The organism is Faecalicatena contorta, assembly GCF_003149105.1.
GTDB lineage: Bacteria > Bacillota > Clostridia > Lachnospirales > Lachnospiraceae > Muricomes > Muricomes contortus_C.
The window spans coordinates 68,751-92,223 of sequence record NZ_QGDS01000009.1 but is presented as its reverse complement, the minus strand read 5'-3'; the positions used below and the strand labels follow the sequence as shown (position 1 = coordinate 92,223).

Genomic DNA, 23,473 nt, shown 5'->3' with positions numbered 1-23,473 from the left:
CCGCCGCTTGATTTGCGTGCGCAATCCATGTGAAATTATAATAGGCATGAAAATGAGGGATTTGTATGGATATGGATGGGAAAAACATGAGGAATCCAACTGGTTAATACTAGTTGGATAGTTTCAACCGATTTGCTGGACAGCTGTTCCGAAACAGCAGTCCAGATGAACCGGTATTTGCAAAAAGGCATGTACTGCCAAGACACGGGCATAAGTTCTTTGTGTTCTGTCATATACATTATAAAAAATAATATGGACGTTTTATATGGATCCAAATGTATGCAGAGAACGTATTTTATCTGAAGAATACCGTGACTTCATTCTTCCCGGAACACGACCCTTTGCGATTCCCGAGCTTTTATCTGGTGAAGTATGTGAACAGTATGCCGACTACGACTACCGCTGCGTCTATCTGAACAGTCTTCTGACAGGACCTGTTAATGTGAGTACATTTACCTATAATGCTATCCCCAAGTGCTATGCGCCCTTAAGTATGCAGGCCCTGAACCAGGCCGGAATCCTCCAAATTCAAAATTATCCTACCTTGCAACTGAGGGGCAGCAATATCATGATAGGTTTTTTGGACACAGGTATTGATTACACAAATCCGATTTTCTTAAACCTTGACGGTACCACCCGCATTGCCGGAATATGGGATCAGACGATTCAGACGGGAACACCTCCCCTGGACTTTGTATATGGGTCCGAATACACAAGCGAAATGATAAACGAAGCCCTGGCTTCTGATAATCCCATGAGCATTGTCCCTACAAATGATGAGCTTGGACACGGAACTTTTCTTGCCAGTCTGGCTGCAGGATCGGGAAATCCCGCTGAAAATTTTCTTGGGGCAGCTCCTGAATGTACACTTGCTGTTGTCAAGCTGAAACAGGCCAAACAATACCTGCGCGATTTCTATTTTATTCCTAATGATGCTACCTGTTTTCAGGAAACTGACCTTATACTGGGCCTGAAGTATTTAAACGCACTTGCAGAAAGCAGAAATATGCCTCTGGTTATCTGCATAGCGGTCGGCACCAGCATGGGTAGTCATGTCAGCCTTCTTCCTTTTACAAAAATTTTAGAAAATTATGGAATGGCAGTTAACCGGATTCCTGTTATCGGGGTTGGAAATGAAGCTGACAAAAGGCATCACTACTCTTATACTACGGACTTGGGCACCACACCAAATAATGTGGAAGTCCGCGTTGGCGAGAATGTGGAAGGCTTCGTTATGGAACTGTGGACAGATATCCCGAATATTTTTTCCATTTCCCTTGTTTCACCCTCAGGAGAATCTACTTCTTCCGTCCCCATACAGACAGATATTAGTACTACCTACAATTTTGTTTTTGAAGGAACACAGGTAACAATTGATTATGGCATTCTTATAGAGCGAACCGCCTCCGAATTAATCTTTTTCCGGTTTAATGCCCCTGCCCCTGGCATTTGGACTCTGATTGTAACACCAGTCCGGACCATCAGCGGATTATTCCATATCTGGCTGCCTTTGACAGAATTTTTAAGCGGTGAAGTATACTTTTTGAATTCAGACCCTTATTACACCCTGACAAGCCCCGCTACCGCAAGAAGTGCAATTGTAGTTTCTTATTACGACGGCAGTAATAACAGTATTGCTCTTAGCTCAGGAAGAGGCTATACCCGGGATGAGTTAATTAATCCCCAGGTCACAGCACCGGGTATCAACGTGATAGGGGCACTCCCGGGCGGACTCTATGCAGCCCGCTCAGGCTCCAGCATTTCAACCGGTATTACTTCCGGAGCTGTTGCCCTGCTTATGGAATGGGCTTACGGCCAGCTTGGATTTACCGGGCTTGATGCTTATCAAATAAAGAGCCTGCTGATACTAGGTGCAGTACGCCCGCCCAATATGCTGTTTCCAAACCGGGAGTGGGGATATGGAATACTTAACCTGTATAACACTCTGGAAGAAGCAAGAAATATCTGACCAAAACATTTGATAAATGGAAGTACATTAATAAGTATGGGAACTTGTTATAAGAATATGATGTATAGAGCCAAAGGGCAGATAATGAAAATCCCAGCCACGCTATATATCATATTTTTATAAAACTTGCGCGTTAAATTTGCAGGATGGCTTTATTCCAAACTCATGGAGTATAAATCCCCCACAGTCTGTCATATACATGTTATAAAAATAATATGGACGTTTTATATGAATCAAAATATATGCAGAGAACGTGTTTTATCTGAGGATTACCGGGACTTCATTATTTCCCAGACCCGCCCCTTTCCAATTCCCGATGTTGTATCTGAAGAATTTTGTGCGCAGTATGCCAACTATGATTATCACTGTGTCTATGTATCCAGTGTTCTAACGGACCCTATTAGTGTGAGTAAATTTGATTATACTTCCATTCCAAAATGTTACTCTCCTTTAAGTATGGACGCACTGAATCAGACCGGCATCCTCCAAGTTCAGAGTTACTCCACCTCGGAGCTTCAAGGCAATAATATCATGATAGGCTTTTTAGACACAGGTATTGATTACACAAATCCGGTTTTCTTAAATCTCGACGGCACGACCCGTATTGCTGCAATATGGGACCAGACCATTCAGACCGGAAGGCCTCCTCAAGACTTTGTATATGGGTCAGAGTACACCAGTGAAATGATAAACGATGCTTTGCGTTCCGATGACCCCAAAAGTCTTGTCCCCACAGAGGATGAAATTGGGCATGGAACTTTTGTCGCCAGCCTGGCTGCAGGCTCAGGAAATCCTTCCGAAGATTTTCTTGGTGCCGCCCCGGAGTGCACAATTGCTGTTGTCAAGCTGAAACAAGCCAAACAATACCTGCGTGATTTCTATTTTATTCCTGATGATGCTGTTTGTTTCCAGGAAACCGACCTTATGCTGGCATTAAAATATTTGAGCTCACTTGCTGACAGCCAAAATATACCATTAGTCATATGCACAGCCATTGGTACAAATATGGGAGGACACATTGACGTTCTTCCCCTTTCCAAGGTTTTGGAACATTACGGCATGGCAGTTAATCGGATTCCCGTCGTCGGCGGAGGAAATGAAGCCGATAAAAAACACCACTATTCCCGTGCAATCCGCAACGATAACATTCCTGATGTGGTGGAAATCCGCGTCGGACAGAATGTAGAGGGATTTACTATGGAACTATGGACGGACATTCCCAATGTGTTTTCTGTTTCCCTTGTTTCTCCCTTTGGGGAAGGTACACCTCCAATCCCTGTACAGACAAATAAAACCACTGTGTTTGACTTTGCTGTTGAAAGAACCCAGGTGTCTGTAGATTATAGTCTCATTGTAGAGAGGACCGCCTCCGAATTAATTTTCCTGCGCTTCAGGGCACCTACCCCCGGTATCTGGAATCTAATTGTCACACCGGTCCGGACCGTCATTGGGTTATATCATATCTGGCTGCCTATGACAGAATTTCTAAGTGGTGACGTACACTTTCTGAATCCAGACCTTTACTATACTTTGACAAACCCTGCCAATGCAAGAGGAATAATTGCAGTTTCTTATTACGACGGTGACAATAATAATATTGCACTAAGCTCCGGAAGAGGATATACCCGGGACCAATTAATTAATCCCCATATTATAGCACCGGGCATAAATGTAAAGGGCGCCCTTCCAGACGGAAGTTTTGCGGTCCGGTCAGGATCCAGTATTTCAACAGGTCTTACTTCCGGTACCGTTGCAATTCTTATGGAGTGGCTCCTTTATTACCTTGATTATACTGGCATTGATGCCTATGAGCTTAAAAGTCTGCTGATTTTAGGGGCCATACGCCCTCCCAGCATGCTCTTTCCTAATAGGGAGTGGGGATATGGAAAACTCGATTTGTATAATACCATGCAGGAAATCCAGACTATCTAATAGAAGGGGTGTGATAACGTATAATTAATTTCGCACTTTAAAGGCTACTAAATCTGTATCTTCCGCTTCCAAGGTAAAGACAGATAATGCTGCCTGCACAGACAAGATTTCCAATACTGATAGTAATAGTGGAGTTGCTTCATCAGGAGCCAGCGAAGCAGCAAGTGTATCTACTGGTGGAAGTGGAAACTCTGGTGGCAACAGCCAGCCGGAAAGAGAAAAGGTATGGCATGAGCCTGTGTATGAAAATAGGTGGGTAGTCGATCAGGCAGCCTGGGATGAAACTGTTTCGGAGCCAGTCTATGAAATGAGAGAAATAACTAGATGTAGTACTTGTGGGGCAGACATCTCTGGGTTTGCAGGAGCGCATTTGGATGAGACTATGCATGATGGCTATTATTCAATTTGACGGGGCAGGGAATGTCGTTCATATGGGGGGGAGACCACAATTTATCAATGGGCTAATGGACGACCTGTTTAACTGGGGAGCATCAGACGATGCACCAGAATTGATTAAGAGCTGCGTGTTTCATTATGAAATTGAAACGATCCATCCTTTTGAAGATGGGAATGGCAGAATGGGACGACTTTGGCAAACAGCTATCCTTACAAATAGGAATCCAATCTTCGCATGGATACCGATAGAAACAATTATTCATGAGAATCAGGAAGCATATTATAAAGCACTGGCTATATCTGATAAAGAGAACGATTCAACAGTGCTCATTGGTAAAGCTTCTCAAACAAGAAGATATCTTAATAAGTTTGTATCTTTAGGCATTTTAAAGTCTAATGGAGAAAACAAGAATCGCACCTATTCTTTGAAATAATTAAGAACCTTTCCTTAATGGGGAAGGGTTCATTTTATTTATAGCAGAAAATTTGCAAAGTGTAAGGTACAGGTAATTACGTGCTTTCCAGAAATTTAAAATATGTTAACATACGTGTTCTTATTCAGATGCAATCGGTAACTCCTATGCTTTTGAAATTGCAGGGGTTTATAACGTAAATCTTCCTCAAGTGGCTGATGAAAATACCGCCGAGTGCGATATTACAGAGAACTTCATATTTACTGATAAAAGAGCACTCAGCCAGATTGATATTGATATTTCCGGAGAGAAGCGGAAAATCTATGAGAACGGCGCCACTTTCTTTTTAAATGATTCACAGGATATGGATACAGTTGTTGAAATGATAAAGAAAACGAATGGCATTCGTGAGGAATCCTACCTTATTATAATCAACAACAAAGTATATAACGATTCTATACTGCCTTTAACGAAGCTGAGTGGTTATGCAAACATACTTGTTTTGATTATAATTGTTATCAGCATATTGCTTTTATCCCTGATTATGACAATGTCGATACGCGACAGGCCGTATGAAATCGGCATACTGCTGTCAATTGGTATTAAAAAAGTTTCTATAATAGGGCAGCACATGCTGGAAACACTGATAATTATGGCTATCGCCCTTTTAAATCCATAGGGGCTTATTTTGACTTAGAGGTTATCCCCCGGCTTTTATAACTATCTTTTAAATGACCTGGAAGAAGATTCCGAATATGAAAAAAATGACTGCCATGTGCGGGGCCATGATCTGCAAATCTTCTGTGTACTGAACAGCGAAACACAGGAATACTTTGATTCGGGCGCATTTGAGCTAATCCAAGGGCGGCATACTACGTTTGAGGCCGAAGGAGTTTTTACAGTAAAAGAATCCTCCATACCATAACCTGTTGTTCTAGTAAGCGCTTTGCTAATTTTGAAATGTCTCTATAATTGATTCAACGTATATAACATGTTATACTACCATTATATTTTTAGGCTCCCAGGTAAAAATAGAAAGGCAGGCGAATCATTATGTTGACAATATACCTATGTGATGACAATCTGGAAATCCTTAACCGGTATACAAGACTTCTTGAAAAGATAGCTAAGAAAAATAATGTAGATGTTATGATTTCATCTTTCAGCAGCGGTGAACGCTTGCTGTTTCATCTGTCTGGTTCGCCGAATCAGGCTGATATCATTTACCTTGATATCCTCATGGGTTACTTAAATGGAATGGATACCGGAAAAAAGCTGAGAGCACTGGGGTGTAAATCGGAAATTATTTATCTGACCACAAGTGAAGATTATGTATTTGATGCTTATGATGTTTCGCCGGTTAATTATTTGGTGAAAGCAAAAACTTCTACAGCAAAATTCGAGGAAGTCTTTCTCCGGGCCGTGGCTTTGGCTCAAAAAAAGGAAACCGATATGTTTGTCTGTGAATCAGGCCGTGTCCAAAAATTGATTCCGGTCAATGAAGTATCTTTTTTTGAAATTCGGAAACGGATTGTAACGGTTCATTACAACAGAAATGAAACTATCAGCTTTTATTCAGCACTCGCACAGTTAGAGGAGCAACTACTGCATAAGAACTTTGTCCGTGTCCACCGTTCATATATTGTGAACCTGACCTATATTGCAAATTTTGCACAGAACAGCCTTGGTTTAAAGACAGGCGTAGAAATTCCGATTGGTGTTACATACATGAAGCAAGTCAGACAGGCGTTTCAAGAATATATCAACTGTGCCAGTATACATGCTTACCAATGAATAGCGGAGGACAAAAAATATGCAGATGTTAGGGCCCGCTTCACTAATTCTATACGATGTTTATATTCTTTTATATTTCAAAAAAATCCTTTTACATAAGAGGAGCCACTGGATTTTTTATGCAGCCGCAATTGCACTTAATATTGGTGTTACCATACTATCCTATTTGTTTTTGGAACATCGGTTCGGTGTCTATCTCATGATGGGTTCTATGATGTTTGCGTTTCATCTTTTGTTTAAAGTGAACGGGATGCAAATCCTTTATGCAGGCAGCATCTATATGTTTTCCTTATACAGCAGCCGGGGAATTATCATGTCGGTTTATTCCATCATTTTGCAGATCAGCATAAAAGAGATTCTTCATAATGATATTTATTATCATACAATATTTGTACTGACTGTATTTCTTTCTATGCTAGTCAGCCTGCTTATACGTAAGGTAATACTGCCGGATAATAAAGTGAAGCATTTGTTTAATAACAGAGTACAACTTAGATTTGTAGTCATTTATCTGATTTTCCAGTTGATATTTCTTACGCTCATAAATGACGGGCGATACCATAATGATATCAGACAAACCTGGCTTTCTTCCTTATACTTAGGTTCCTGTGTTATAAGTAAAGTGTGGCTGATGTTTGTCCTCAGCCATACATCCAGAGTATCAGAATTGCTTGAATACGAGCTGCATACCCATAAACTGCAAGAACAGCTTTCCCGCCAAGTGCAGCATTATCAGTCATACCGAAAATTTACAGAAAGCTATAGAATGTTCCGGCATGATTACGAGAAGTTGATGACTTCCGTCAAAACACTGCTGCGTAATCGTAAGTACGAAAAGGCTATCCGTATATTGGACGATATCCATGATACGATGCAGCGGGATGTACTTGTTCACAAAACCTATTCCGACAATATATTGTTAGATTCCATTTTGCAGGATGCGGCCAACGCCTGTGAAGAAAAAGATATCCGCTTTTCAGTACATGTTCATCTCCCAGAAAGTGTTTCAATGACTGAGCTGGATATTGTCCATGTTTTCTCAAATATAGTAGATAACGCCATAGAAGCCAGTGATAAGGTATCCGATCAGGAACGGTTTGTTGAGATCATAAGCCGGGAAACTCAGGGATGGGCAATTGTAGAGGTTGCCAATTCTTTTAACGGTAAACTGTTAATCGAAAATGATGAACCGGAAACCACGAAAGACGATAAAGATTATCACGGCTTTGGATTACGAATCGCGAAGAAGACAATTGAAGCGTTGGGCGGATTGCTATTTATAGAGCCAGATCAGGTAAAAAGAATTTTCAAAATAAGGGTATGTATCCCCAAAGTTCCTTCCCCCTATCAGGACATTATATAAAAGGAACTATACCTTTTCAACCCAGTTGGGAACATAAAAAGGCAAATTCAGTCCATAGCAAACCATAATCTTGCTTAGTCATTTTATTCTTATACTACGAGTGCAGTCATGTACTCTATTTAATAAACCTTAAAGGAGGAACCCTATATGCAATATGAAAATAAGCCATCCAAATTCACATGGGAGGGCCTTGGAGATATTGGTGTGGGCAGAGAGACCCTTGGGCCTGATATGCCAGTGCTTGTTTATCGTCTGTTTCAATATACCTTGAAGGATATTTTATCCCGGGAATACGATGAAGCAACCGCAGGCCGCCTATATTGGGCCGCCGGACATTTGGCCGGTACGGAATTGGCAAAAAACGTGCTTGATCTTTCCGGTGACTTTGATTTCTTTATTGCCAACCTGACCAACAAACTTAAGGAACTGAAAATCGGTGTTCTTGGAATTGAAAAAGCCGACCTGGATTCACTTTCCTTTACCTTGACCGTTTCAGAAGATCTGGATTGTTCCGGCCTGCCTGTCACGGGAGAAACCGTGTGTGACTACGATGAGGGATTTATTGCAGGTATTCTCGAAACATACAGCGGCCGCCAATTTACTGTAAAAGAAATCGACTGCTGGGCTGCCGGAGAAAGAACCTGCCGATTTTCCGCAACTCAAAAATAGCTTGTAGCAGCTATATGAGAACCACCAGGAAAAGAGGTAACAAAAGTGGACGATATAAGTCAAAAGACACTTGCAGCTATACAAGATGTACTGGGAAAGCTGCTATCCGGTAAGCAGTGTGGCGTAATGGAAGAAGTACATACCTCTATACCAGAATTGCAGACACTCGTTACAGACATGAACCAATTGATTCAGAATCTCAATGAAATAAACCGTCTGGCAATAGACCTTTCTCAAGGTAAGCTGGATACCCCAATTCCTCCCCGCCATAACTATATGGCCGGTCCATTGAAGCGGCTGCACTCCCAACTTTCCATTTTGTCATGGTGTCTGCGGCAGTTGGGGGCAGGAGCTGTCGTCAGTAAATTTGAGAATACCGGTGAATTATTTGATGCATGTAATGAACTAATTGATCAGGTAGCCGTATTTTCCACCCAGGAAGCCGAAAGCGCTGCCTCCATTCTGCCAATATCATTCAATAGCTGGCGTTACCACCAGATTCTCCAGACACTTGATCTGCTTCATGTGTCAGTTTTGGAGGTGGATGGTAATGGACGTGTGGTATATGCCAACCTTTCAGCAAAAGAAATATTCGGAGATATCGAATACATTTCAGAACAGACGGAAAGCAGTGTACTTAAGCTTATCGCAGCAAATATTGCAATTAACAAAGAAGATAAAACTTTTCCGGTTCATAGGGAGATTTATGAAGAAAACAGCAGTACATGGTATCGAATTACATCCGACAGGTTTTTATTGCCAAACGGACAAGCGTTTTTTTTCAATACGATTGACGATATCAGTAAGTGGAAAATCAATGAATATCACCTGAAAATGTCTGCAGCGATGGATGAAATGACCGGAACCTATAACCGTAAATCCGGGCTGGAAGAACTGGAGAATATTGTAGCCCGGGCTATTCCTTCAAAAACACACTGTATTGCCTTTGCCGATATTGATGGTCTGAAACAAATCAACGACAACTATGGTCATAGTGAAGGTGATTATGCAATTAAAAGTATTGCCAATGTACTTCTCTCTTCTGTTCGGGATTCCGATATGGTTTGCAGGTACGGAGGTGATGAATTTATGATTATTTTCAAAAACTGTGAAGAGGATACTGCTGAGAAAATCATTGCAAGAATGTACGACAAGTTAAAAGAACTTGAGAATAAAAACCAAAAACCTTACCCCTTGTCCTTCAGCTATGGAATTACATCCTTTTCTAATTGTTCTAATTCTGCCTTTAATGGTGCAGACCTATTAAAACAAGCTGATCAAAAGATGTATCGATGCAAAGCTCAAAAAAGAAGATACAGGGAGGAATTAAGGAATAATGATGGATAAATTTGATGCGTTTATCTCCCAATTGGCAGACCAGCAATTAATCCGCTCCCTGCGCAGAGGATTACTATACCTAATGCCATTTATTTTGATTGGCTCTATTGTGCTGGCATTACTGAATCTGCCTATTCCGGCTTATCAAGATTTCATGCTGCATGTTTTTGGGGAAGGCTGGCTTGATTTTGGGCTGCGCATACATAAAGGAACGCTTCAAATCATGGCACTTACATCATTGATTACAGTTAGCTATGCTATTTCACAGGATAAAAAGATTGTCAAATCAGGAGAGGTAAACGCAATCATTATCGTAATAACAACTTTCACTTCTTTTATCGTCTTTACCCATGACCCTAATGTGATTATAAGTTTCGCAGAAGCAGGTTCTACCGGTATGTTTAACGCTCTGGTCATATCTGGACTGGCATGTAATCTGTTCTGCTTTTTTTACAAATGCCACGACCGAATCTGGCCCTCAGACCTGATTAGTTATAATGGGAGTTCCATAATCCGGTCATCTTTTAGGGCTATTATTCCCTCCCTGCTTACCATTTCTATTTTCACTGTGGCAAGAATGCTCTTTGATTTCATTGGGCTTACCAATGGTCAGTCATTGTTTTTACAGTCAATCAACAATATATTTATGACAGGGCAGAACTACTTTTCCGCATTGCTCATTGTTCTTGTCACACACATTTTATGGTTTTTTGGGATACACGGCGGCAATGTCATTATGGACGCGCTGTCAGGCGCTACGCCGGTTGCATCTTCAACGGCAGAAATCCATATCTTCACAAAAGGATTTTTTGATACTTATGTTTATTTGGGAGGAGCTGGAACAACATTGGGGCTGTTGATTGCCCTGCTATTGGTCGGAAAAAAGAGTAGTGAAAACCGGTTGGCGAAGGTATCTATTCTGCCCGGTATGATTAATATAAACGAAATTATGATTTTTGGTCTGCCTATAATATTCAATCCCTATTTCTTTATTCCGTTTGTATTTTCGCCAGTTGTACTGTGTCTTACTGCATGGATATCTGTATGTATGGGATGGGCGCCTCCAGTAACGCAAACCGTAGAATGGACAACCCCCATTTTCTTATCAGGCTATCTTGGAACAGGATCAATTGCCGGTATTGTGATGCAGGCTGTTAATCTGACACTTGCTGTTCTGATATATATTCCTTTTGTCCGAATGCAGCAAAGGCACCAGCAACATGTCCAGATTTCAGTCTTTAAAAATTTAGGCAATAATATTGAATATATTCAGGAGCAGCCGAAGAAAACAATTCTTAACAGGCACGATGAAACAGGTTCTCTTGCCCGCACTTTAATGACTGAGATCAAAGACGGGCTCAGAAACCATACCCAAACCCTATATTTAGAATATCAACCTAAAATAAACGGTAAAGGTGAAGTCACAGGGGCCGAAGCTCTTCTCCGCTGGAATCATCCTACTTTTGGTTATGTATCTCCATTGATTATATTAAGCATTTGCGAAGAAGCCGGTCTAACAAACGAGTTGGGGCGATGGATTATGAATCAGGCATTCAGCGATTTAAAAAGCTGGCACGAGAAAGGATACAATAAATTATCTCTTTCTGTAAATCTAAGCCCGCAGCAGCTAAAGGGAGACGAATCGCTGGTTCAGACTGTACAGTCCCATATTGATCAGTTAGGTATAAATCCCGTGTATATGGAGCTGGAACTTACGGAGAACGCCGCAATTGATTGTAGCGACTCCACCTGCAGCAAGCTTGAAAAAATAAAGGACCTGGGCGTGAATTTAGCCATTGATGATTTTGGAATGGGGCATAGTTCTTTGATTTATATTTGTGATTTTTACGCAAATGTAGTAAAGCTGGATATTGCCCTGGTACATGCGATTACCAAAGACAAACAACGCCAGCAAATCGTAAAATCTATCCTGTCTCTCTGTAGTCAGATAAATGTCAGAGCTGTTGCCGAAGGCGTAGAAACAAAAGAGCAGCTCCAAGTGCTGCGTGAACTTGGCTGCAAGTATTTTCAGGGTTTCTATTTTAGCAGACCTCTGACTAACGATAAGTTTATCGAATATGTAAAACAACACGGTATGGCAGATAAAAATAACGACTTACAGTTACCGTGAATAAATGAACGCCTGCATCAGTGGACTAACCCATTTGTTTTTATTCTGGTTAGGTGCAGCTTATATTTTGTGGCTGGCATGGTTTTGCTGCTTGTGTACTGCGCAATATCTCTTTTCTTATAAGGTCAGGGGGGCAGACATAAGGTGAGATACTAATGAGGAAAGAATACTAATAATACATTCCTCTAGTAATCAATCTTGAATGGCCTTTAAAAACTGCTCTCCATATTTCTGGTATTTTGCCTCTCCCACACCTGAAACTCCGAGCATTTCTTCTTTAGTCTTTGGTTTAATTGCAGACATTTGTACAAGCGTCTTATCTGAAAATACAAGATAAGGTGGAACCTTTTCCTTTTTTGAGATTACCATACGCAACGCCCGCAGCTTCTCAAACAGTTCTTCACCAGACTCATCCAAAACTGCTGCAACACTTTTACTCTTCCCTGATTTCTTTTCTTTCTTTATCTGGGCTTGCTCCCTCTCCTTAGCCACTTTCATGATAATTGGTTCCTCTTGTAAAAGTATAGACTCTGACTGACCGGATAGCTTTAGAATAGGATATTCATCATTCGTCAACGTTAGGTAATCTTTTAAGATGAGGTAATTCACAATCTGGCGAAGCCTATGAATCTGAATTCCCTTTAGCGTCCCATAATAAGGATTCTCATCCATTCGGCATCTTTGAATCTTAGTATTGGCGCTGCCATGTACCGTATCAATAATCATTACAATTCCATATCTTTGATGGCTTGTCTTTACACATCCAATCAAATTTATAGCTATATCTGTAATGTCCACATCCTCAAACTTCGTCAAACAATTTAAGCAGTTCCCACAGTAAACCGGTGCCTGCTCCCCAAAGTAATTTAAAATATACTGCCGGAGACAATCATTCGTAAAGCAATAAAAAGTCATCTTCCGAAGCCTTTCCCGTTCTCTTTCTTTCACTTCCTCCAGCATACTGCTGTCCATCTCATCTGCCATTGTCTGCTGCTTATCAATGAAAAACTGGTTTGTTACTACATCCTGACCACCATAAAGCAAGATGCATTCAGAGGGCAAACCATCACGTCCGGCCCTACCGGCCTCCTGATAATAACTTTCTATATTTTTTGGCATATTGTAATGAATTACATAACGTACATTGGATTTATCAATCCCCATCCCAAAAGCATTGGTCGCCACCATAACCCGCTTCTGTTCATAAATAAATTCATCCTGATTTTGTTTTCGCTCTGCATCGCTTAAACCTGCATGATATCTTGTCACGCTGATTCCTTCTTTTTGTAGTTTCTCAGTTACTTCTTCCACAGTTTTTCTTGTCAGGCAATAGATAATCCCACACTCTTCTATATGCTCTCTCACATATCCAGAAGTAATTTGATAACGGTCTTTTGCATGTATTACGGAAAAGGAAAGGTTCTTCCGGTCAAATCCAGTTATTATAATGTTTGGCTCCGAAAGCCGCAAGAGAGATATAACATCCTCTCTAACAGTCTTTGTCGCTGTTGCTGTAAATGCACTTACAACAGGACGTGTAGGAAGCCGATCCAAAAAGTCAATGATTTTCAAATAGCTTGGTCTAAAATCTTGCCCCCATTGTGAAATACAATGTGCTTCATCTACGCTAAGCATTGATATCTCCACCTCTAGCACTGCCTGCATAAAAGAATCTGTCAGCAACCGCTCCGGAGCTACATATACAATTTTGTACTGCCCTTTTTTCATATTATCAAGTGCTTTATAATACTGCCCCTGTGTCAGCGAACTGTTCAGAAATGCCGCATGAATTCCCACCTCGTTTAAGGATATCACTTGATCTCTCATTAAGGAAATCAAAGGTGAAATCACAAGGGTAATTCCCGAAAACATGAGTGCTGGGATTTGAAAGCACAAGGACTTTCCAGAAGATGTTGGTAGTATACCAACTGTATCTCGCTTTTTTAGTATGCCGTCAATCAGCTCTTCTTGTCCTTCCCTAAATTCACTGTATCCAAAATATTTCTTGAGTATTTCCTCTTTGGTCATTTTTGTTCTCTTTCTGGCACTTGCTTTCCAATTTATTCAATCTTTTATTGGCAAATGCTTCTTAGTGTATATTCATAATTTGATTCTTTTTATCCTTATTTTAATACGTTTTCGGCTTCTTCGTCAACTTCATAGTAGAGACAATTAACTAGTTGTGTTATGAATGCACTCACATCCCTTTTGCATAAATTGACATCAAACAGCCCCAACATTGTGATCAGCCGCATAAACAAATGCGTATACTCGCCCGTCGCCACGTCGTTTGTAAATGTCTGATCTATTTTTATGAGGTCAATAGACATGATGCCTAAATCCCGCATATTTCCCTACACAATTCATGTGACTACAACAACCGGAAAAAAGATGAGTGAAAACACTACGTTTTTACGACAAAAAAACAAACCCGTCAGCCCGCATATCAATTTTCTGGGCTAACGGGTGTTTTTTACTTTTTTTGCTGCAAAACTTAAGGTATCAACAGAGCATTTAAATTAATCCTCTAAACAAACCTATAATATCAATTTTTCCATATCCCCAAATTCTATTAGGATATTCTATAGTGTTTTCTCTTGCTGCTCCCCGGATTAGTAATCTGCTAATATCTCTGCCTGATATAGAAGTGTAATTTCCTTTTATTACTGCCCATTCTAATACTAGAGCCATAATTCCTGCACTATGGGCAGCAGCGGCACCTGTACCAGTTGCACTTCCATAAGTATTTATAATAGTCGGACATTTTATATTAAAACCAGGAGCTGCCAAATCAGGTGTTACTACATTGCTGGTAGTAAAGCCACGGCTGGATTCAGGTAAGATACTATTCGTGTTCTGATTATAAGCTGTTACAGTAACTGGATTACGGGCGTTACCGGGAGCTGTAACCGTTGTATATGGGTTGGATCTGAGAAAATACGTTTCTTCTGTTATGATATCTCCAGAAGGCAGCCAGGCATTGAATTGCATCGTTATAGTATCAATTTTAATAACACGTATCTTCCAGATACCACTCACTGCATTTGAAAGCCGTATTAATATTAGCTGTTCTCCGGTTTCGTTTTCTACAATTATGTTATTTATATATATTTTGGAATTACTGAAAACAAAAGTTTGTTCAAAGCATTGACCAAATTGCGGTTGGATAACAGAAGTTTTTTCACTATGAGGCGATTCAACTACTACAGCAATTTTACCAGGCGACCTTTGCCATATCTCCATTGAAAAATTCTTATCAAGTTCGCCTATTCTCAGTTCAAACGTATTATCGGACTGTTCGTTCGACATAGTTTCACTATAATGCCTGCGTGCATTGCCTTCATTACCGGCTGAAATGCAGACACCTTTTCTGGGAGTAGTTGAGATGTTATTTAAATATAATGATAATGCACTGTGGCCATCATGATCACTCTGACTGGAGCCCATTCCAAAACAAATAATCAAGGGGCGCTTAAGCCTTTCTGCAATTTTCCGGATATACTCAATACCAATCAGTATATTTGTTTCTGCATAACACCGAACAGTGTCAGGTATATTAAATATCGCCCGATTGTAATGCTTTGCCCGGGCGAGCTTTACAACGACAATTTCTGCATTGGGTGCAACTCCACTAAAACCCTGAGATTCATCGATACTGCCGGCAGCGATTCCAGCCAGCATAGTACCATGTCCATCTTCATCAAAACTAGGTACGATTGATAATGGTTTTTGATTCAGTAAAGCAAGATTGATTAATGTTTTATCATACACTGAACCAAAGGGTGCATCAGGCTTTATACCGGAACCCTCAATATTCTGATCCCAGAGATACAAAATCCTGGATGTTCCATCAGAATTTAAAAATGCCTGGTGCTGGTAATTGATGCCAGTATCAACAAATCCTATGATTACCCCTTGCCCAAAAAGTCCAAAGTTTGGATTGCTATGAGCTACAGAGATTCCCGAACTCTCAAGCGAAACCATTGAGCATAAAGTATAAATAGTGGGGAATATATGGTAAGGGTAAATTCCTAAGGAGCACATATTAAACATATCAACTGGCGAATGTAAAATAGAATTTCTTTCATTAATCGGTGTTATCTCATATCCAGTTCTAAGATTTTCTGCTAGTTGAGTGTCAATTAATAAATCTACATAATTATCATCTAGTGCTTTGTGCATGTATGTACCTTTCATAACTCCGTGACTCATTCATAGTGTATTCAATGGATTTGATTATATGCAATTAATCCCCTGAAGCCTTTGTACCACACTCTGCCGTTCCAAATTTTTGAAGCAGATATACGGAATAATAATGGCGAAAGCAAAGAGTATCGGTGTACATATCAGGAGCGGTGTCAATGTAAACTGGAATGTTGAAAAGCCGTCCGCCACCATTGCCCTTACTGCCACACCAACGGCAATGGTGCTTGCTGTATAAGCACATAGCAAAGTCAATACGGCGTAATCAAGCCCCTCGAAAATCAGCATTTTCCGAAGCTGTTTCTTCGTCATGCCCACGCTTTGAAGCATGGCAAATTCCTTTTTCCGTGAAACAATAGCCGTAATCATGCTGTTGATAAAGTTCAGAATACCTACCAGTGCAATCACAACGCTAATCGCATTTCCCATAATGGAAGCAGAGCGCGTTTGTTCCTCGTACTGTTTTTCCATGCTCGCACGGGATACAATTGGCATAGAAGAATCTACTGTGCGCTGATATTCTGTAAGCATGCTCTGAGCTGCATCAATACGGTTTTCGCTGACATTAAAATACAGCTTGCGCAGCGTGTTCTGCGGATAAAGCTCACTAAACGCATCAGCAGGTATCACGAGGTCAAGGCTGAACGGAAAGGAAGCCGCACCGCCAAATACCGATTCAAGGGGATATACAATGCTCATAACAGTAAACTTTTTCCCGTCAATCTCAACAACCTCACCGACAGAAAAAGTTGGCATCTGCTCCGAATAATCGTCATCACCAACCCCCACAGCCACAACGTACTTGCCTGTGGCAAACAGTGCCGGGTCAAAGGTTCCGTCCATTAGATATCTTGTATCGCTGAAAACATCCCATATCAATCCGTCTGTGCCATAAACCGTGGAAGCTGCTTCTCCGGTTGTCACCGCCGAATTGTATCCGTTCGTCCAGGCAGTATCGTTTTTCATGGAATCCAAACGGCCGTCTATGCCATAAAACCGCTTAATGTTTTCCAGTGCCTGAGGGCTGATTGATACGGTTGTTTCCTGGGAATAGAGCTTTCCAGTACTTTCTAAGCCGTCAAACGCCTCGACTTGTGCCATAAGCTTGTGGCTAAGAGTTGTTCCCTGGGGGTCGTATCCGTTGATATAATCATCACTGGTTCCATCGGAAATCATAAAATCAGAGAGCGTAAGGGTTTCAAGATATTTGTCTATATCAAAGCTCGCATTCTTCGCATAAAACGAGGACAGCAAAACCAGGCCCAGAGTCAGGGAGCATATTACAAGGGCGGTGCGCTTTCTGTTTCGTCCCAGGTTTGCCAGCGCCATGCGGAAAACAGATGCTCCATTTTGGCCTCTTTTTATCTTTCGCTTACTGCTGCCCGACGCATCATTATACCGCAGCGCCTCCATAGGAGATACTTTTCCAGCAAGCATAGCAGGGCGAAGGCAGGAAACAAGAACCGTCAGCCAGGCGAACAGAGCCGAACCAAGGAACACGAAAGGATTTGCCGCCACTGTTGCTGTATCTTGCCTGACAATCAACACAGGCACGAGTACTACGGCAAGTAAATAGCCGAACAAAAGCCCAACAGGTATGCCTATGAAGCAAAGGCGGTTTGCCTGTCTGAATATCAGCCTTTTAAGTTGTTTTTTAGATGTGCCCAGGGTTTTAAGTTTGCCGTAAAACTGAATATCAGCGGTGACCGAAATTTGAAAAATATTATAGATAATCATATAACCGGCCAGGAACACCAGGAGCATACCGCCATACATAGGAAGCATTTCGGAAAATGCCTGTTCTTTCAGTGCGGAATCGTAAGCCAGATTTAAGCCATAGTGAAGCTCTGTCAAACCCGTATCGGCAAGAATACCGTCCATGACCCCCTCGATATTTTTGTCACTATATAGAGAGATTTGCACCATGCGAAGCCCGCAAATCCCTGTGGGAATGCCGGGCAGTGTGTTACACACCGAATTGGCAAAGCCTTCGCTTACCCACGCCATGCTTGCACTTGCATGTGTGTTGCCCTCCCAAAATCCGCACAGGGTAAATGTACTTGTAGTATATTTATCCGAGTTCATATCCTTGCGCCATTCAAGCGTTACTTGCTGCCCGATTTCATGAGGAATGCCCAAACGGTCTAAGGTAATATCGTCCAGGGCGATTTCATCATCAGACTGGGGCATATGCCCTGTTGTGGGCAGAGCAAAGCAATGGGCGGCATAGGCTTCACCCGCATAACGCATCTCGACCTGCTGTCCACTCAACTCCCTGTTTTCTGCAAGGGCAAGAACGATGCTGGTTCCCATCTGCTGCACATCAGGATGGGCGGCGATTTTCTTTGCTTGTTCTTCTTCAATGTTTTTGATAGACACATGGGTATCAAACCCAACTTGCCGAAACGTCATTTGTATCAGATTCTGTTCTATGCTCTGACTTAACACAAATAAAGTAGTGAACATAAGGGCCGTAAGTACAATGGCGCACACCGCCACGATATTTCTTCCCTTACTATTTTGGAAGCTGCGGCTTGAAATCTGCCCAATCGCTGATTGATCTCGTTTCATTTTATCCGTCCCCTTTCTTCTCATTATGCTATCCTGCCATCTTCAATACGGATGGTCCTGTCAGCAAGAGCAGCAATTTCAGGGTTATGCGTAATCATTACGATGGTCTGCTGAAACTCTCTGCTTGTGAGCCGGAGCAGGTCAATTACCTCGTCACTGGTATGGGAATCCAGGTTGCCGGTGGGTTCGTCTGCCAAAATCAAGGACGGCTTACTTGCCAGCGCCCTTGCAATGGCTACACGCTGCTGCTGGCCGCCGGAGAGGTTGTTCGGCATATTGTTCAGCTTTTTCTCTAACCCCAGCATCCTCACAATCGAACCCACATATGCATTATCAGGTTTTTTGCCATCAAGCTCAATTGGCAGCACGATATTCTCATATACATTCAAAATGGGGATAAGATTGTAGTTTTGGAAAATAAATCCGATTTGCTGTCTGCGGAAAATGGTTAATTCCTCGTCCTTCAGCTTTCCTATTTCGTGAGTGCCTATTTTCACTGTACCGGAGGTAGGATGGTCAAGCCCGCCGAGCATATTCAGCAACGTGGATTTGCCGGAGCCGGAAGTGCCAATGATGGCTACAAACTCACTCTTCTCAATTGAAATACTTACACCGTCAAGGGCACGTACCATATTTGGTTCAGTGCCGTAATACTTTTTCAAATTATTTGTTGTAACAATACCCATGTTAAAATCTCCTTATCAAGTTTATTTTCTCTTGCAAGATTGTTTTAACATACAGGAAAATTAAGCTCAATTGGTTTTGCGTAAACTAACATTCCCGCTGCTTAATCTAATATGGAACTGAAATAAAGAGTCTGGCAAGCCAGACTCTCGCGCCGAAGCGTGGTCGCTTTAGCGACCATTTTCCTTATGCGCGTAGTGTGCATCCCCCGGAGGGTATTTGTGTAATAGAACGTAATTTCCTATTACACAAAAAATCCCACAGGTAAATTATTCTGTGGGATTGATAAAGCATTTTTATGATGCAGGAATTGGGATAATGATTTTAAGCGTGAAACAGGATTTTTGCGGTGTAACCACACATTGGCCATCATATTTATCAACGGCATATTTGATACTGGAAAGACCTAAACCGTGAAGCAGCTTATCGCTCTTTTGTGTTTCCAACCGGGCAGCGGCGGTTTCCGCTGTTTGATTCTCAACAAGAATAGACAGCATATCCCGCACCCGTTCTGCTTTCACCGTTATCATCCTTTCACTTACGGGCAACTTCAAATTGGCTTCAATGGCATTGTCCAGAGCATTGCCAAAAATGGTGCTGATGTCCAGTGGAGCCATAGACTCACCATCGTCAAAATGAATCATGGCAGAAAAGTCAATACCATATCTTTTAGCTCTTGCCGCCTTATCCCGCAGTATTACATCTAAAAAGGTGTTGCCAGTGTGATAGTAATTCTCATAGCCTGATATTTGCTCTTGAACAGATTCTATCAACTGCTGTACCTCTGTACTGCCCTCGCGGCCATAATCAGACTGCAAAAGCAATAGATGGTTCTTCATATCATGGTAAATCGTTCGTACCCGTTCCTCGTCTTTCAGTTTCTCCTCGTAGTATTGGTATTCTTTTTGCAAATCATGAAGCCGCGAGGCTGTCAGAACAGAGTTGGCAATGTACCCTATCAGGTAAAGAATTCCTAATATCGTAATTATGCAGGCCAAGGCGACAGAGTAGGTAATCATAAGGTTTTCGGGAATAGCAAGCAAAACCATCAGAAGTCCTACAATCACCGCCAAACAAATGCTGTTTAAGAGCCACCACATTTTTGTGTCAAGCAAGGCTGACAGGTTCTGTGCGCGTCTTTTGCTCATCTGCCATACTGCCAGCCAGAACAGCGGGCGAATCAGTAAGGATACAGAGTGTGTAATATCCGTAGTAAGCTGATTTTGAACAGGAAGCATAAAATAGACCCGCATTCCGATGTCCTGGGTCAAGTAATTCAGCGATATAAGCAGTGGGTATATGATGAACGCAATGGAGAGCTTTGGAATAAGTTCTCCTTTGTGAAACACAGCCATATACACAAAAAGGCCTGCAAATACACCAATAATGTTGATGAAATCTTCAGCATATATAACGGTGGCGGAAATCAAACAGCAGCAAAAGATTGCCAGTATTTTCATTGGCCAATGATCCCGTTTCGGAATAAAACTGTTCAATACTTGAAGGAATGCAAGCGCCCCTCCAATCTCTATGAGGTAATATATGCCATTAAAAAATAGAGTCATAGTTTGCTCCCCCAATAACTGGCAAGCCGCGCCATAACATATTTTCTCTTGGGTTGGCTGACAGGGATTTTCTCACCTGTTGTCAATTGGATTTCAAGCTTTTCAATACGCTTCACAAAAAACAGATTCACAAGATAACCGGAATGGCAGCGCACAAAGGCGGCCTCTGGCAGCTCCGATTCCAAATCCTTCATCTTGCGGTAGTCAATAAGGCTTTCACCCTCTGTATGCACCATGAGGTTGCGGTTGGAGGTTTCAATGTATTGCAGCATGTTCAGAAACACTTTATGCTTTCCTGCGTTGTTTGAAATCAGAATATACTCCTTTTCCTCCTGAGTAAAATGAGAGAGCCATCTATCCAGTTCCGCTTTCAGCCGAACATACTTTATGGGCTTGATGATGAAGTTCGTGGCATTGTATTTATAGCCCTCCAAGGCATATTGAGCCATTGATGTGAGAAAAATAATGCTGACCTTTGCGTCCATCTTACGGATGGCATCGGCAGCCTGCAGGCCGTTCACATTAGCCATTTGAATATCCAAGAAAATTAAATCAATATCCATCGGATAGTTTTGTATCAGTTCTGCTCCGTCTGAATATGTAACCGTACAAATTGCTATGCCTAATTCTTCCAAATACTGCCTGATTAGGGTTTTCAGTTCGGCAACAAATTTAACTTCATCATCGCATATTGCTATTTTTATCAAATCGTTAACCTCCAATGTGAGATATAAAAATATACTTTATATTATCCCTATAACCATCATAATTGCTCCTGGCAGGTTTGCCAATGCATGCATAATGATACTTGAAAAACATTTCTATTATTCTTTACATAAAAAGCGGTCAGAACAATTGATAGCGGCAAGTAATTCTACGCCCTTTGCCTTTGCGACAGTTTCAATCAATGACACGTATTTTGCAGTGAACAGGCATTGATGAGAATAATATAAAACAAATCCCGGCTTGCATTTTCGTTTTGTAGTGCATTTGAAGCTCGTGTTTTAGTTTCATAGTTATATGCATTCCTTTCCCATTCGCTCAAAGACAAAACGCAAAAAGCGTTGTTGGCTTCAGGGGTCTTTTTTAATACTTTCTATGTAAGGAACCGGTATACTACAAATCACGGGGAGATGAGTGGGCTGTCCGGTTCTGCGAATGGAGCCACACTTAATATATTTAACAATATCATTTGACAAAAAACAGGGAGGTGTAACCAATTGCTGTTTTGATGTAATGGATACAAGACATAGCACTATCAGCCATCTCTATTCTAATTTCGGCCTGAGCCATTCCATTTTTATTCTGGTACAAACATTTATCAAGATCATTCACATCCATTGTGGTATCGGTCAGATTGATCTTGCAAACTGCTCGGCTTTTTTTACATCTTCAGCATTGGGGCAATCTTTTCGGCTACTTATTTAACTATCAGCGGTGCAAACCTGCCAATAATTGACTTCATAACAATGCAGCCAGCAACTACAAAAAGCGCAATTTTCGGGTCATAAATGGTAGGAATATCCCATTTAAATATTTGCGCTATTGTAGTAAGTAATGCGATTGCACCAAAAATGTACCCCATAATTGTGAGAGGGTGAGCAGGGGCATTACTGATGAATTTACCTATGGTCGGCATTATCATGCACATTGCAAATCCGATTATTCCCAAAGTAATAACTGCCGTTCTTGGCCCATTAATAAATAATATTTGTTTGCCAGATAATCCAGCATAAATAATTAGACAGGTTATAAACCACTCCGCTGCCAGTATCCCAATTCCTTTCATTGTTTATCACTCCTTAAATAGATTTTATTGAATTGCGAAATATGTCTTTCTAAAAATGATATAGCCTCTTCATATTTTTCAAGCTGATTGTCGTATTTGGATAACAGCAAATACAAAGGTGAATAAAACTGCAAGGCCATTACCATTGGGTCAGCATCAATATAAACTCCATCTTTTATTAAGTTAGTAAACACGCCTGATATATAATCTAAACCATTGTCTATTATCAATTCCCGAAAAAACTTGCTTGCTTCTGAAGTTCTATACTGCTCTATCGTTAACATTCTGCGCAATTGCGAACCATACTCTGTTTTGATATAGAATTGGAACATCGCAACGCTGATACAGAATAATTCCGCTCTTATATCACCTTCTCCCGAGAGCATACTGGACACACTTTCAGGAGGGATAAAAGTGGAGACTTCCTCTTGATAACGACGCTCAATGTCTTTGAGAATTGAGTCAAAAATGTCTTGCTTTCCACTGTAATGCTTGTAAAGGGCGCTCTCCCGTATTCCGATTTCTTTTGCTATGTCCCGGATACCAACCCCTTCATAGCCTCGTTCAGAAAACAATTTCAATGCAATCGTTAAAATAACTTCTTTTGTATCCCGTGTCTCGTTTTTTGGCATAATAACCTCCAACAAATAATAGTG

Annotated in this window: 18 protein-coding genes; 10 read left to right on the top strand and 8 right to left on the bottom strand. The window is 41.3% G+C overall.

Features of this window, described 5'->3' with window-relative positions:
• The first annotated feature begins 265 nt into the window (after positions 1-265).
• The 10 genes from A8805_RS14715 (at position 266) to A8805_RS14675 (ending at position 12,005) form a co-directional block, all read left to right on the top strand.
• Entirely contained in the window at positions 266-1,969 is a 1,704-nt protein-coding gene (locus tag A8805_RS14715) for a S8 family peptidase (RefSeq protein WP_109712467.1), read from the top strand.
• A 228-nt stretch (positions 1,970-2,197) separates the two neighbouring features.
• Positions 2,198-3,901 (top strand): S8 family peptidase, encoded by a 1,704-nt coding sequence (locus A8805_RS14710; RefSeq protein ID WP_109712465.1) that lies wholly within the window; start codon positions 2,198-2,200, stop codon positions 3,899-3,901.
• An 86-nt stretch (positions 3,902-3,987) separates the two neighbouring features.
• Positions 3,988-4,161 (top strand): hypothetical protein, encoded by a 174-nt coding sequence (locus A8805_RS22360; protein WP_207657710.1) that lies wholly within the window; start codon positions 3,988-3,990, stop codon positions 4,159-4,161.
• A gap of 114 nt (positions 4,162-4,275) precedes the next feature.
• Positions 4,276-4,731 (top strand): Fic family protein, encoded by a 456-nt coding sequence (locus tag A8805_RS14705; protein WP_109712463.1) that lies wholly within the window; start codon positions 4,276-4,278, stop codon positions 4,729-4,731.
• 190 nt (positions 4,732-4,921) lie between these two features.
• Entirely contained in the window at positions 4,922-5,389 is a 468-nt protein-coding gene (locus tag A8805_RS14700) for an FtsX-like permease family protein (protein ID WP_109712461.1), read from the top strand.
• Between the two features lie 374 nt (positions 5,390-5,763).
• Complete coding sequence (locus tag A8805_RS14695) at positions 5,764-6,504, top strand: LytR/AlgR family response regulator transcription factor (protein ID WP_109712459.1); 741 nt, start codon at positions 5,764-5,766, stop codon at positions 6,502-6,504.
• Between the two features lie 19 nt (positions 6,505-6,523).
• Positions 6,524-7,867 carry a sensor histidine kinase gene (locus A8805_RS14690; RefSeq protein ID WP_109712457.1) on the top strand — a complete coding sequence of 448 codons (1,344 nt, stop codon included), beginning with the start codon at positions 6,524-6,526 and terminating at the stop codon, positions 7,865-7,867.
• A 147-nt stretch (positions 7,868-8,014) separates the two neighbouring features.
• Positions 8,015-8,536: a V4R domain-containing protein gene (locus A8805_RS14685; RefSeq protein WP_109712455.1), complete on the top strand. Its 522-nt coding sequence runs from the start codon at positions 8,015-8,017 to the stop codon at positions 8,534-8,536.
• Between the two features lie 45 nt (positions 8,537-8,581).
• Positions 8,582-9,883 (top strand): sensor domain-containing diguanylate cyclase, encoded by a 1,302-nt coding sequence (locus A8805_RS14680; protein WP_109712453.1) that lies wholly within the window; start codon positions 8,582-8,584, stop codon positions 9,881-9,883.
• On the top strand, positions 9,873-12,005 hold the full coding sequence (locus A8805_RS14675) for an EAL domain-containing protein (protein ID WP_109712451.1): 2,133 nt from the start codon (positions 9,873-9,875) through the stop codon (positions 12,003-12,005). Before A8805_RS14680 ends, A8805_RS14675 begins: the two co-directional genes overlap by 11 nt.
• Before the next feature lie 192 nt (positions 12,006-12,197).
• Here A8805_RS14675 and recQ read toward each other — a convergent pair whose 3' ends face one another.
• From recQ to A8805_RS14615, 8 genes are all read right to left on the bottom strand, one after another.
• Entirely contained in the window at positions 12,198-14,033 is a 1,836-nt protein-coding gene (gene recQ / locus A8805_RS14670) for a DNA helicase RecQ (RefSeq protein ID WP_109712448.1), read from the bottom strand.
• Between the two features lie 486 nt (positions 14,034-14,519).
• On the bottom strand, positions 14,520-16,202 hold the full coding sequence (locus A8805_RS14660) for a S8 family peptidase (protein WP_242992415.1): 1,683 nt from the start codon (positions 16,200-16,202) through the stop codon (positions 14,520-14,522).
• A 39-nt stretch (positions 16,203-16,241) separates the two neighbouring features.
• Positions 16,242-18,779: an ABC transporter permease gene (locus tag A8805_RS14655; protein WP_109712610.1), complete on the bottom strand. Its 2,538-nt coding sequence runs from the start codon at positions 18,777-18,779 to the stop codon at positions 16,242-16,244.
• A gap of 23 nt (positions 18,780-18,802) precedes the next feature.
• Positions 18,803-19,465, bottom strand: a complete 663-nt coding sequence (locus A8805_RS14650; protein WP_109712444.1) for an ABC transporter ATP-binding protein — start codon at positions 19,463-19,465, stop codon at positions 18,803-18,805.
• 294 nt (positions 19,466-19,759) lie between these two features.
• A complete protein-coding gene (locus A8805_RS14645; RefSeq protein WP_109712442.1) occupies positions 19,760-21,028 on the bottom strand; it encodes a sensor histidine kinase in 1,269 nt (422 codons plus the stop codon).
• Positions 21,025-21,735, bottom strand: a complete 711-nt coding sequence (locus tag A8805_RS14640; RefSeq protein WP_109712440.1) for a LytR/AlgR family response regulator transcription factor — start codon at positions 21,733-21,735, stop codon at positions 21,025-21,027. Before A8805_RS14640 ends, A8805_RS14645 begins: the two co-directional genes overlap by 4 nt.
• Before the next feature lie 713 nt (positions 21,736-22,448).
• Positions 22,449-22,817 (bottom strand): hypothetical protein, encoded by a 369-nt coding sequence (locus tag A8805_RS14620; protein WP_109712436.1) that lies wholly within the window; start codon positions 22,815-22,817, stop codon positions 22,449-22,451.
• On the bottom strand, positions 22,814-23,449 hold the full coding sequence (locus A8805_RS14615; protein WP_109712434.1) for a TetR/AcrR family transcriptional regulator: 636 nt from the start codon (positions 23,447-23,449) through the stop codon (positions 22,814-22,816). Before A8805_RS14615 ends, A8805_RS14620 begins: the two co-directional genes overlap by 4 nt.
• Between the last annotated feature and the right edge of the window lie 24 nt (positions 23,450-23,473).

Excerpts from the sequence above, each read along its gene's own strand:
- A8805_RS14715 (WP_109712467.1), top strand. The coding sequence starts at position 266 with ATGGATCCAAATGTATGCAGAGAACGTATTTTATCTGAAGAATACCGT.
- A8805_RS14710 (WP_109712465.1), top strand. The coding sequence starts at position 2,198 with ATGAATCAAAATATATGCAGAGAACGTGTTTTATCTGAGGATTACCGG.
- A8805_RS22360 (WP_207657710.1), top strand. The coding sequence starts at position 3,988 with ATGCTGCCTGCACAGACAAGATTTCCAATACTGATAGTAATAGTGGAG.
- A8805_RS14705 (WP_109712463.1), top strand. The coding sequence starts at position 4,276 with ATGAGACTATGCATGATGGCTATTATTCAATTTGACGGGGCAGGGAAT.
- A8805_RS14695 (WP_109712459.1), top strand. The coding sequence starts at position 5,764 with ATGTTGACAATATACCTATGTGATGACAATCTGGAAATCCTTAACCGG.
- A8805_RS14690 (WP_109712457.1), top strand. The coding sequence starts at position 6,524 with ATGCAGATGTTAGGGCCCGCTTCACTAATTCTATACGATGTTTATATT.
- A8805_RS14685 (WP_109712455.1), top strand. The coding sequence starts at position 8,015 with ATGCAATATGAAAATAAGCCATCCAAATTCACATGGGAGGGCCTTGGA.
- A8805_RS14675 (WP_109712451.1), top strand. The coding sequence starts at position 9,873 with ATGATGGATAAATTTGATGCGTTTATCTCCCAATTGGCAGACCAGCAA.
- recQ (WP_109712448.1), bottom strand. The coding sequence starts at position 14,033 with ATGACCAAAGAGGAAATACTCAAGAAATATTTTGGATACAGTGAATTT.
- A8805_RS14660 (WP_242992415.1), bottom strand. The coding sequence starts at position 16,202 with ATGAAAGGTACATACATGCACAAAGCACTAGATGATAATTATGTAGAT.
- A8805_RS14655 (WP_109712610.1), bottom strand. The coding sequence starts at position 18,779 with ATGAAACGAGATCAATCAGCGATTGGGCAGATTTCAAGCCGCAGCTTC.
- A8805_RS14650 (WP_109712444.1), bottom strand. The coding sequence starts at position 19,465 with ATGGGTATTGTTACAACAAATAATTTGAAAAAGTATTACGGCACTGAA.
- A8805_RS14645 (WP_109712442.1), bottom strand. The coding sequence starts at position 21,028 with ATGACTCTATTTTTTAATGGCATATATTACCTCATAGAGATTGGAGGG.
- A8805_RS14620 (WP_109712436.1), bottom strand. The coding sequence starts at position 22,817 with ATGAAAGGAATTGGGATACTGGCAGCGGAGTGGTTTATAACCTGTCTA.
- A8805_RS14615 (WP_109712434.1), bottom strand. The coding sequence starts at position 23,449 with ATGCCAAAAAACGAGACACGGGATACAAAAGAAGTTATTTTAACGATT.